Below are 11,462 nucleotides of genomic sequence, written 5' to 3'. Positions count from 1 at the left end.
GTCTGGAAAGCTGCATCCAGAGCGGACTTTAAAAAAGCGTGTGTCGCCGTCAGGCGACGCCTGTGCTCCGCCAACTGTTACATTTTTTTTAGTTACAAGGCGCTTCAAAATATAAATAATTTGCCTTGTCTTCACTGCAGAAAAACAGTGCTTTTACTGTTACAAATTTGCGGTGAACTTTGCAAAAGGCATCCTGCCGAATCGCACAGGTTTCCTTCGAGGCAATGCTTGCAGGCATCGCATCCGGATTGTTCAGTCCTCCCTCGCGAACGCCCGGAGGAACCGCTCTCGTCGCTCGTTGTGCGCGTCATTCGTGCGCACCGTGCCGCACGCTTATTTTTTTCGCGCGTAGATTTTTACGCATCAGGCACTACCATTTCAGGAGATCACATGCTTCGCTCGGAATCCCTCTTCGGCAAACGCGAAACCAGTTCGACCAATTCCCCGTTCAGCAGTGCGGGCAACGTCTCTTCTTCTACAGGGGGCAATGTGACCAGTGTCAACAAACCTACCCAATATCCGTCTTCCGTTTCTTCCGTTTCCAGCACCGCGCCGGCGGCCACTGAAGAGACCGGCAGCAAGCTCACCGTCGGTCCCAACATCAAGGTCAAGGGCGAGATCGAGGATTGCGACACGCTGGTGGTGGAAGGCAAGGTGCAGGCCACCATCAATTGCCGCGTGGTGCAGATTGCCGAACGTGGCGCGTTCAAGGGTTCGGCCGAGATCGATCTGGCGGAGATCCGTGGCGAGTTCGATGGCGACCTGACGGTGCGCCAGAAGCTGGTGATCTATTCCAGCGGCAAGGTCACCGGCAAGATCCGTTATGGCAAGCTGGTGATCGAGGAAGGTGGCCAGCTGGCGGGCGACCTGCAGGTCGGCGGCGGTCACGAGCAGAAGGACTTGCTGCAGAAGACGGCCTGAGCTCTCCTGCGGGTGGTGCCGGCTGTGCAGCGCCGGCTGCCATCCGATGAGGATGTTGGCTGAGGTAGGCCAGGCGGATTTCTGGTTGGATTTCCTTTTGGAAATAATTTCCGGTCGTGGGCGCGATTTGTTGTCAAGTCGCGCCGATCTGCGGTGATTTCTGGTGGAATGACCACGCTTTGACGCGTACGGGCGGGCTTTTGCTGTGGCGGATTTGTCCGCGTGGCCGGGCCGTGCGACAATAGCGCCTTTCGTCCCTTTTGTCCTTTTACCCGGCCTGCCGGGCCGGTGGCTGCCGCTGCGTGGCGGTGCCGGTAGGACGCTGGCGTTTGGTTTCATTGCTCAGTTCATTCATGGCTCACCCGGAATACATTCTTACCTTGTCCTGCCTGGACCAGCGCGGCATCGTGCATCGCGTCTCGGGCTTCCTGGCCGATCACGGCTGCAACATCATCGATTCGGCGCAGTTTGGCGATGCGCAGTCCAAGCTGTTCTTCATGCGGGTGCATTTTTCGGCGGAGGATGCCGGGGTGTCGGATGCGGCGCTGCGGGCGGATTTCGGGGTGCTGGGCGATTCCTTGCAGATGAACTGGCAATTGCATGATGCGGGCAAGAAGCCGCGTGTGATGTTGATGGTGTCGAAGATCGGTCATTGCCTGAACGATCTGTTGTTCCGTTACAAGAGCGGATTGCTGCCGGTGGAGATTCCGGCGATTGTTTCCAACCATACTGATTTTTATCAGCTGGCTGCGAGCTATAACATTCCTTTCCATCATCTGCCGTTGGCGACGGGGGCGTCTGTCGAGGTCAAGCGCGCTCAGGAGCAGCGGATCATGGAGATCGTTGATGCCAATCAGATCGATCTGGTGGTGTTGGCGCGCTACATGCAGATTCTGTCGCCTGAGATGTGCGATGCCTTGCGCGGACGGGCGATCAATATTCATCACTCCTTCCTGCCTAGCTTCAAGGGCGCCAAGCCTTATTATCAGGCGCATGATCGTGGGGTCAAGCTGATCGGGGCTACTGCGCACTTTGTGACCGGTGATCTGGATGAAGGTCCTATCATCGAGCAAGGTGTTGAACGCGTTGACCATTCCATGGGGCCGGATACCCTCACTGCGATTGGGCGGGATATCGAATGCGTGGTGCTGGCGCGGGCTGTCAAATGGTTTACCGAGCATCGGATTTTGCTCAATGGGCATAAGACTGTGATCTTTAACTGATCCTTTGTTTTTGGTTTTATCGGGACGCCGCCTGGTTTTTTTGGGGCGGCGTTTTTGTTTTTGTGGTTTTGGTTGATGTTGTCTTGGCGTGGTGTTTTTCTGGTTGTTAGGTCTGGCGTAGTCTGCACGGATTGCTGTTCTGCGCTCTAGCTTAATTATTTTCTTTCTCCGGTCGGGAGAACGCGCCGGGAGCGGCCCGGCTGCCGCTCACTTTTCTTGTCTCGCCAAGAAAAGTAAGCAAAAGAAGGCGACCCCAGAGAGCCAGCCCTCCTTCGGAGGGTCCCCGCCGCAGCGGAGCGAAAAGTGGGAAGAATAGAGTCGCTTCGCTCCGACTATTCTTCTGATCCACTTTTCGCTCCGCTGCGGCGGCTGGCTCTATGGGGAAAGTCCAAACGGGCTCGCCTTCGGCCTCGCACTTCTCCGACTCGCCTTCGGCTTTGGGTTGGCTCGTCTGCGACATCGATTTTTCTTCGATCCGACGGTGGTTGTGGTTTTGGTTTTTATATAAATAATTTACTGTCCGTTCGACCTGAGTAGTCGCGCAGCGACGTATCGAAGGCTAAAGAACGTCAATGCAAAGCCGAAGGCGAGTAGGAGACGTCACGATGCCGAAGGCGAGGCAGTAAGGCCGTCCGCATCTGCGCCGCCGCTTCAGAGGCCAACAAAACGGATCAGAAAAATAGTCGGAGCGAAGCGACTCTATTTTTCCCGTTTTGTTGGCCTCTGAAGCGGGGACCCTCCGAAGGAGGGCGGCGCAGCTGCGGTCGCCTTCTTTTGCTTACTTTTCTTGGCGAGACAAGAAAAGTGAGCGGCTGCCGGGCCGCCCCCGGCGCGTTCTCCCGACCGGAGAATGATAAGAATTAAGCTAGAGCGCAGGAAAGCAATCCGTGCAGACTGCCCAAAACCTAACAACCAGAAAACCACCCAGCCGAGACAAGATTAACCAAAACAAAAAGAAGATCAATCAGCAACAGGATACTGCTCCCGCATCACCCGCTTGTTAAGCTTCCCAACGCTGGTCCGAGCCAACTCAGAAACAAACCGCACCCGATCCGGCACCCCATACCGAGAAATAATCCCGGCATCAGCCGCAGCCCTGACATGCTGCCGGATATCCTCCTCACCGACATCGCCAGCATCCTTCTTCAGCACAACCAGCGCCACAGGCCGCTCCCCCCATTTCGCATCCTTCACCCCGATGACCGCCGTCTCCGCCACAGCCGGATGCCGCGCAATGATGTCCTCGATCTGCAAGGAAGACACCCACTCGCCCCCCGTCTTGATCACATCCTTGATCCGATCCGTCACCTGCAGATAGCCCTCGCCATCCAGATGCCCGATATCCTGCGTATGCAACCACCCACCCCGCCACAATTCTTCCGAAGCTTCAGGTTGATGCAGATACCCCTGCGTTAACCAGGGCGCGCGCACCACCACTTCCCCGGTGCTCTTGCCATCGCGCGGACAATCATTCATATCGCCATCCACCGTGCGCAAGGCCACCAGCGGCAAGGGCCGCCCGGTCTTCACGCGCAGGCTGGCATCACGCTCACCCCCCAGCTCCTCCGTCGGTACCTGGGCCAGCGTCAGCACCGGACAAGTCTCCGACATCCCATATCCGGTGAACACATCAATCCCCCGATCACGCGCCATCCTGGCCAGGCTGCCCGTCATCGCCGAGCCACCGATGATCATCTTCCAGCCCGACAAATCCACATCCCGCGCCTGCTCCGACGTCAGCACCATCTGCAGAATGGTCGGCACGCAATGCGAAAACGTCACCTTCTCCTCACGGATCAGCTTGCAAATGGTGTCCGGCACATAGCGCCCCGGATAAACCTGCTTGACCCCCGCCATCGTCGCCACATAGGGCAGACCCCAGGCATGGACATGGAACATCGGCGTCAAGGGCATGTAGACGTCATCCCGATGCAGACGCCCCTGCTGCGGTGCCAGTGCCAGCCCGGCCGTAGTGCCCAGCGTGTGTAACACCAGTTGCCGGTGGCTGAAATAAACCCCCTTGGGCAAACCCGTGGTGCCGGTCGTATAGAAAGTGGTGGCGCGGGCGTTTTCGTCAAAGTCGGGGAAGTCGTAACGGTCAGCAGCCTCGGCCAGCAAGGCTTCGTATTCGCCCGCAAAGCCCGGTCCGCGCGGGCAGGGACTGCCATCGTCGGTCAGCAGCACGCAACGCGTCAGCGTATTGAGCTCACCCCGGATCTGCTTCAACACCGGCATGAAATCCGAATTCACCAGCAATACATCGGCCTGGGCATGATTGAGCGTGTAGGCAATCTGCTCCGGCGACAACCGCACGTTGACCGTCTGCAAGACGCAACCCATCATCGGCACCGCGAAGAAACATTCCAGATAGCGATTGCTGTCCCAGTCCATCACCGCCACCGTATTGCCACGCTGCAGCCCCATTTCCTTGAGGACGTTGGCCAGCCGCTGTACCCGCTGGTAGAAACCGGTATAGCTCAGGCGGCGCTCGCCGTAAATGATTTCCTGCCCGGCAGCGGTGGCCAGGGCGCTGTGCAGCAACTGCTTGATCAGCAGTGGATAGCCATAGGCCGATGGGGTTTGCTCGATCGCTTGGGGCATGCCGGAGTCTCCTCTGTTGTGTGGCGGGATGACCGCCTGTTCTGGATGGAGCCTCGATGATACCGCCAAGTTTCCCGCAGGATGGTCGCCGGGACGACGAAATTTGACACAGGTCGCGTCGTCCCGGCCCCGCGTGCGTCAGCGCTTTTCTTCCAGCGACGTGACGGTCAGCGCTCCGTCCACGCGGTCGGCCGTGAAGCTGATCTTCTCGCCTTCACGTACCCGCGCCAGGATCTCGGGATTGGCCTTGAACACCATCGCCATCCCGCTCATCTGCAGGTTGGGGATGTCGCCATGACGGATGGTGAGCTTGCCATTGCTGGCGTCAACCTTGCGGATTTCGCCCTCGACCCGGGGCGCATCGCCCTGGGCATGGGCGGCCAGCGCGGGCAGGCAAAGGGCAGTGCTGAGGAGGAGAGTACGCAACATGGAGATTCCTTTCATGAAGTCTTCAGCGAAGGGGATTCGCCGGGTCAAAAATCGATGATTCAATAATGTGATGATGAAGCCGCTCAATGATTCGAGAATTCAATGATGGCCTTGATGACCACCCGGCTTGACCACCTCCAGCGTGGCCGGTCCCGGCTGGCTGGAGCTGGTCGCGGCGCGCCGCGCTTCGGGCATCTCGCCTTGCCATTCGCGCGCCACCGTGCCGGCCGGTGCGCGATACCAGCCCGGATCGCGGTAATCGTCCCGCGCCAGGTTGCGCCTGACCTTGACGGTGCTGAACATGCCGCCCATCTCGATGGCCCCATACGGGCCGCGCCCGGTCATCATGGGCAGCGTGTTGTCGGGCAGGGGCATTTCCATCTCGCCCATCGAGCCGCCCTTGTCGCCCATGGCCATGTAGTCGGGAATGAGCCGGCTGATCTTGTTGACCACCTTGGACTGGTCTACCCCGATCATGGTCGGCACGTCATGGCCCATGGCATTCATGGTGTGATGCGCCTTGTGGCAATGCAGGGCCCAGTCGCCTTCTTCGGTGGCGTCGAATTCGATGGCGCGCATCTGGCCCACCGCAATGTCGGTGGTGACCTCGGGCCAGCGTGCCGCAGGCGGAATCCAGCCGCCATCGGTGCCGGTGACGGCAAATTCGTGGCCGTGCAGGTGCAGCGGATGATTGGTCATGGTGAGATTGCCCACGCGGATGCGCACGCGGTCGTTCTGCCGCACCACCAGCGGGTCAATGCCGGGGAAGGCGCGGCTGTTCCAGGTCCACAAGTTGAAGTCCAGCATCGTGCTGACCTTGGGCACGGCCGCACCCGGCGCGATGTCGTAGGCATTCATCAGGAACACGAAATCACGATCCACGCGCATGACGCCCGGATCCTTGGGATGCGTCACCCAGAAGCCCATCATGCCCATGGCCATCTGCACCATCTCGTCGGCGTGGGGGTGATACATGAAGGTACCGGCGCGTCTGGCGGTGAATTCGTAGACGTAGGTCTTGCCCGGGGGAATGGCCGGCTGCGTCAGGCCCGATACGCCATCCATGCCATTGGGCAGGCGCTGGCCATGCCAGTGCACCGAGGTCGCTTCGGGCAGCTTGTTGGTGACGAAGATGCGCACCCGGTCGCCTTCCACCACTTCGATGGTGGGACCGGGACTCTGGCCGTTGTAGCCCCATAGTCTGGCCTTCATGCCGGGGGCGATCTCGCGCTCGACCGCTTCAGCCACCAGATGGAATTCCTTGACGCCATTCTTCATGCGCCAGGGCAGGGTCCAGCCATTGAGGGTGACGACCGGCTGATAGGGGCGTCCGCTGGACGGTTGCAGTGGCGGCTGGGTGGCCGCGCTGGATTGCAGCGGGGCTTCGGGCAGGGAAGCCGCACCGGCACGACTGACGGCGCCGGTCGTCACGGCCAGGGCGGCGCCTTGCAGGAAATGTCTGCGCATTTTGTCGGTCGGGTTCATGGTTGCTTTCCTTGTTGGGGACGGCCGCCCAGCGCCTGTTGCAGGCTGGCGTCGGCGATCCAGAAGTCGCGCTGGGCCTCGATGGCGGCGTTGACGGTGGCGGCCTGTTCGCGGGCATCGGCCAGCAGGGCGAAGACACTGATGAGCATGCCGTTGTAGCGCAGCAGGTTTTCTTCGGCGATGCGCTGGCGCAGCGGCAGCCATTCGTCCTGGTAACGCCGCGCGAGGGAGTAGGCATCCTGCCGCTCACGCCAGGCCTGGCGCGCCTGTGCGCGTGCATCGAGGATGGCAGCGGCGAGCTTGTGCGCGCCTTGCAGATAGATCGCCTCGGCCTTGGCCACCCGCGCCTCGCCCCAGTCGAACAGGGGAATCTCCAGCGAGATTTCATAACCGATCTCGGGTGGCTTGCCGCTCTCGGAAGTACGCAGCGCACCCAGGTCCAGCACGTTGATGAAGCGCGTGGCGCGGGTCAGGCCCAGCGAGGCTTGCAGGCCCTCCAGTTCGGTGCGGGCGGCTTGCACGTCGAGGCGCTGTTGCAGGGCTTGCTGCTCGATGTCGCCGGGCTCATCCAGTTGCCGGGGCAGCGCAGGCAATTGGCCGGGCAAGGCGAACTCCGGCGCCAGCCCCAGCAGGCGCGCCAGCGTCTCCTTGTGCTGCGCAGCCTGGCGGCGTGCCTGTTGCAGGCTGGCCTGCGCCTGGCCATAGAAGAACTGCTCGCGCGCGCCATCGAGCTGGCTGAGGTTGCCCAGCCGGGTCATCTGTGCGGCCAGCTCATGCGCGGCGCCTGCCGCGTCGGCGACCTGCTCCTGATACTGCAAGCCCTGCTGCGCGGCCACCGCCTGGTAATAGGCCTGGCGCGTCTGTGCCGCCATGGCCAGCACGCGCGCTGCCAGCGACAGGCGCACCTGCTCGAAGCGCCGCTGTTCGAGGCGCGAAGCGGCCGGCAGGGTGATGAGGCGCATCAGGCCCAGCGACAGGCTGCGCTCGATCTTGATGTCATCGCCGGCATGGGTGCGCGCGAAGGAGAAGCCCGGATTGGGCAGGCGGCCGGCCTGCACCAGATCGGCCTCGGCCACACCGAGCGCGGCGAAATCTCCCTGCAGGTCAGGATTGTTGATGAGTGCGATCTGCACCGCATCGTCGGCGCTGGCCAGGCGAAGCGCGCCGCCGGAGGGGGCTTGCAGCAGCTGGCGCACGCGCTCGCTGCTGGCCCGGGCTTGTTCTGGCGTGCGGTTCCAGGCGGGCGTCTGGCCCAGACGCTGGTGGCTGGTTTGCTCGACCTGGCCGAAACCGCCGTCGGGCGAGAGTTGCGCGCAGCCGGCCAGCAAGGCGCAGGCGGCCACGGCAGCGGCCCGCCAGGGACGTGAAACGTGGGGGATCATGGAATCCTCGTCTGATGATGATCGTCATGCGCTGCACGTGCAGGGCACGCGCAGGGGCTAGGCGCACGGGACTGTGCGCAAGGCGGCGGGATCAGGCGAGGGCAGGGGGCCGGTCGGGGTTTTCCGGCAGATAGCCGACGAAGCCGGAAGCCGGCAGCGCGATGAATTCACGCGAGGGAAGATCAGGGGCAGGCGGCGCACTCAGGGCCAGCGGCAGCAGGCCGCCGACGGTGCAGGCGGCGCAGAAGCTGCAGGTGGCGTTGGCATGGTGTTGCTGATGTTGGGTATCCGGGGTATCGGCGGTGGCGATCTGCATGGCCGCAACGTGACCGGCGTGATGTTCATGCTGTGCCAGATGAGCATGATGCGCATGCGGCATCTGCGTGCTCTGTGCTACAGGAGCGTGATGTTGCATGGCCGGCGCGCACGCCTGCAGGACGGCGGCGACACCTTGGACAGGAATCGCCAGCGCCAGCAGCCAGAGCAGGAGGAGTTTTGCGCGCAGCATCATGGGCGGCAGTATAGACGCTCCGCTCGGCGCCGGGCAACCTGTACGGCCGGACTCAGGCGACGGCCTTGCGCTGGCGCAAACCGCGCACCAGCCGCAGGCCGTTGAAGACCACGATCAGGCTGGCCCCCATGTCGGCAAACACCGCCATCCACAGCGAACTCATGCCCGCCAGCGCCAGCGCCAGGAACACCGCCTTGATGCCCAGCGCGATGCTGATGTTCTGCACCAGCACGGCATGGGCCTTGCGGCTCAGGCGGATGAAGTCGGGGATCTTGCGCAGGTCGTCATCCATCAGGGCTACATCGGCGGTTTCCAACGCCGTGTCGGTGCCGGCCGCGCCCATGGCGAAACCGATGTCGGCGCGCGCCAGTGCGGGTGCATCGTTGATGCCGTCGCCGACCATGCCCACGCCGCGTACGCCATGGCGCGCGCTGAGCTGTTCGATGGCCTTGAGCTTGTCCTCCGGCAACTGGTCGCCACGGGCATCGGCAATGCCGGTCTCGTCGGCAATGGCTTGCGCGGTGTGGCTGTTGTCGCCGGTCAGCATGATGACGTCCACGCCCAGCGCCCGCAGTTCGGCCACCGCTTCCTTGCTGCTCGGACGCACGGTATCGGCTACCGCGATCAGCAATTGCGGCTGGCCTTCGCGGCACAGCAGGGTGGTGGTCTTGCCTTGCTTCTCGAAGGCTTGCAGGCGTTCTTCCAGTGCCGGGCTGCACTGGCCCAGCTCGTGGATCAGGCGGTGATTGCCCAGGTGAAGCGATTGACCGGCGATGCGCCCCTGCACGCCGCGTCCGGCCAGTGCAGCGAATTCGCTGACCTCCAGCGTGACGATATTTTCCTGATCGGCGATGGCGCGCGAGACCGGGTGGTCCGAGCGCGCGGCCAGCGAGACGGCCAGTTGCAGCAGGGCTGGCTGGTCCGCATCTGCTTGCAGCGACACCACGTCGGTCACGCGCGGCTTGCCGAAGGTGAGGGTGCCGGTCTTGTCCAGCGCCAGCGCACGCAGCAGGCGGCCTTGTTCCAGATAGACACCGCCCTTGACCAGGATGCCATGGCGGGCCGCCGAGGCCAGGCCGCTGACGATGGTCACAGGCGTGGAGATCACCAGTGCGCAAGGGCAGGCGATCACCAGCAGGACCAGTGCCTTGTACAGCCAGGGCTGGAAGGGCGCGCCGGCCAGCAGGGGCGGCAGCACCGCCACCAGTACGGCCATCAGCACCACCGCCGGGATGTAGTAGCGCGCGAAGTTGTCCACGAAACGCTGGGTCGGGGCGCGCTGGCCTTGCGCCTGCTGCACGCTCTTGACGATGCGCGCCAGCGTGGAGTCGCCCTGCGCAGCGGTCACGCGCATCTCGAAGGCACCCTGTTCATTGATGGTGCCGGCAAACACCGGGTCACCGGCCTCTTTCTGTACCGGTATGCTTTCTCCGGTGATGGGGGCCTGGTTGATGCTGGTGCTACCTGACAGTACCAGGCCATCCAGCGGTACACGTTCCCCAGGGGCGACCCGTACAGTGTCGTCCACTGTCACGGTACGGACCGGTACAGTTGACCAGACACCATCCTCACCGCGCAGGGTGGCCATGTCGGGCGTCATCGCCATCAGGCCGGCAATGGCATGGCGGGCGCGGTCCAGCGAGAGCGCCTCGATCATCTCGGCCAGGGTGAACAGCACGATCACCACGGCGGCTTCCGGCCACTGGCCGATGACGGCGGCGCCGATCACCGCCAGGGACATGAGGAAGTTCATGTTCAGCGAGAAGTTGCGCAGCGCGATCCAGCCCTTCTTGAGCGTGCCCAGGCCGCCCAGCAGGATGGCGACCAGCGCCAGCGCGATCACCGGCAGCGAGCGATCATCACCGCTGGTCCAGGCCAGCACTTCGGCGCCCAGCGCAGCGATACCGGCCAGGCCCAGCAGCGCCCAGCGGCGCGCCGGGATGCGGTAGGCGGCGGCCTGGTCGGGGGCGTCGCGGCCGGCCTCGGCATCGAGGGAATCGGATTTGACGGCGGGCAGCATGTCCAGCGCCTTGAGGGTATCGACCAGCGGGGCGATGGAGGGCAACTGGTGTTGCACCGTCAGTTCGCGCTGGATCAGGTTGAAGGCCAGCGCGCCCACACCGGGCATCTGCGCGAGACGTTCGCGGATCAGCTTTTCTTCGGTGGGGCAATCCATTTTCTGGATGAAGAAGACCGCCTCTTCGGTGGCGCCCTCCAGGCGCGCAGCCGCAATCGGTACAGGCGCGGCCTCGTTGCCGGCGCACGCATGGCCACTGCAGCAGCCGTGCGCCTGGTGGGCGTGATGATGGGCATGACCGTGGTCATGATCATGCGAATGTTCGTGATCGTGCGTGTGGGTATGTGCAGCCATCCGGTGCTCCTTGTGCAGCCAACAGGTTTCAGGGGTATATTAAAAACCCTGAAGTAACTACAAGGTCAAGCGAGGATCACCATGGATACGCTCAAGATCGGCGAGCTGGCCACCCAGGCTGATTGCCCGGTGGAAACCATCCGTTATTACGAGAAGGAAGCGCTGCTGCCCGAGCCCACGCGTTCGCAGTCGAACTACCGGCTGTATGGCCCGCGCCACGTGGAGCGGCTGCAATTCATCCGCCATTGCCGTTCGCTGGACATGACGCTCGATGAGGTGCGTGAGCTGCTGCGCCTGCGCGATGCACCCGAGCAGAATTGTGGCGAGGTCAACGCGCTGCTGGACAAGCACATCGGCCACGTGGCCCAGCGCATCGCGCAACTGCAGGCGCTGCAGCAACAGTTGCACCAGTTGCGCGCCCAGTGCGAGATGGAACAGCCGGCGCGCGACTGCGGCATCCTGCAGGGCCTGGCCAGCCTGCCGGACGACATGAAACCGGCCAACCTCGGCAGCCACGGCGGCGGCTGCCACTGAAGCTG

Annotated in this window: 9 protein-coding genes; 3 read left to right on the top strand and 6 right to left on the bottom strand. The window is 62.7% G+C overall.

Annotated elements, in window-relative coordinates; translation table 11 throughout:
- Positions 1–390 precede the first annotated feature (390 nt).
- Together ACVC5H_RS17500 and purU are read left to right on the top strand one after the other, a co-directional pair.
- Positions 391–921 (top strand): bactofilin family protein, encoded by a 531-nt coding sequence (locus ACVC5H_RS17500; protein ID WP_489619055.1) that lies wholly within the window; start codon positions 391–393, stop codon positions 919–921.
- A 353-nt stretch (positions 922–1,274) separates the two neighbouring features.
- Entirely contained in the window at positions 1,275–2,144 is an 870-nt protein-coding gene (gene purU, locus ACVC5H_RS17495) for a formyltetrahydrofolate deformylase (RefSeq protein WP_489619054.1), read from the top strand.
- 960 nt (positions 2,145–3,104) lie between these two features.
- Here the strand turns inward: purU and ACVC5H_RS17490 are convergent.
- The 6 genes from ACVC5H_RS17490 to ACVC5H_RS17465 all read right to left on the bottom strand — a co-directional run bounded on the left by ACVC5H_RS17490 (position 3,105) and on the right by ACVC5H_RS17465 (position 10,923).
- The gene (locus ACVC5H_RS17490; protein WP_489619053.1) at positions 3,105–4,745 is read right to left on the bottom strand and encodes a fatty acid--CoA ligase; all 1,641 of its coding nucleotides are present in this window, start codon (positions 4,743–4,745) and stop codon (positions 3,105–3,107) included.
- 138 nt (positions 4,746–4,883) lie between these two features.
- Positions 4,884–5,174: a copper-binding protein gene (locus tag ACVC5H_RS17485; RefSeq protein WP_489619052.1), complete on the bottom strand. Its 291-nt coding sequence runs from the start codon at positions 5,172–5,174 to the stop codon at positions 4,884–4,886.
- Between the two features lie 99 nt (positions 5,175–5,273).
- Positions 5,274–6,659, bottom strand: coding sequence for a multicopper oxidase family protein (locus ACVC5H_RS17480; RefSeq protein WP_489619051.1), 1,386 nt, complete (start codon positions 6,657–6,659; stop codon positions 5,274–5,276).
- Complete coding sequence (locus tag ACVC5H_RS17475; RefSeq protein ID WP_489619050.1) at positions 6,656–8,041, bottom strand: TolC family protein; 1,386 nt, start codon at positions 8,039–8,041, stop codon at positions 6,656–6,658. The genes ACVC5H_RS17480 and ACVC5H_RS17475 overlap by 4 nt, the downstream gene beginning before the upstream one ends.
- 91 nt (positions 8,042–8,132) lie before the next feature.
- Complete coding sequence (locus tag ACVC5H_RS17470) at positions 8,133–8,552, bottom strand: hypothetical protein (RefSeq protein ID WP_489619049.1); 420 nt, start codon at positions 8,550–8,552, stop codon at positions 8,133–8,135.
- A gap of 52 nt (positions 8,553–8,604) precedes the next feature.
- Complete coding sequence (locus tag ACVC5H_RS17465; protein ID WP_489619048.1) at positions 8,605–10,923, bottom strand: heavy metal translocating P-type ATPase; 2,319 nt, start codon at positions 10,921–10,923, stop codon at positions 8,605–8,607.
- A gap of 81 nt (positions 10,924–11,004) precedes the next feature.
- Between ACVC5H_RS17465 and cadR the strand changes: the two genes are divergently transcribed.
- Complete coding sequence (gene cadR, locus ACVC5H_RS17460; protein ID WP_489619047.1) at positions 11,005–11,457, top strand: Cd(II)/Pb(II)-responsive transcriptional regulator; 453 nt, start codon at positions 11,005–11,007, stop codon at positions 11,455–11,457.
- The last annotated feature ends 5 nt before the right edge of the window (positions 11,458–11,462 follow it).

Source organism: Herbaspirillum sp. Her3 (assembly GCF_057961275.1).
This window is presented reverse-complemented; position numbering and strand designations above follow the sequence as displayed.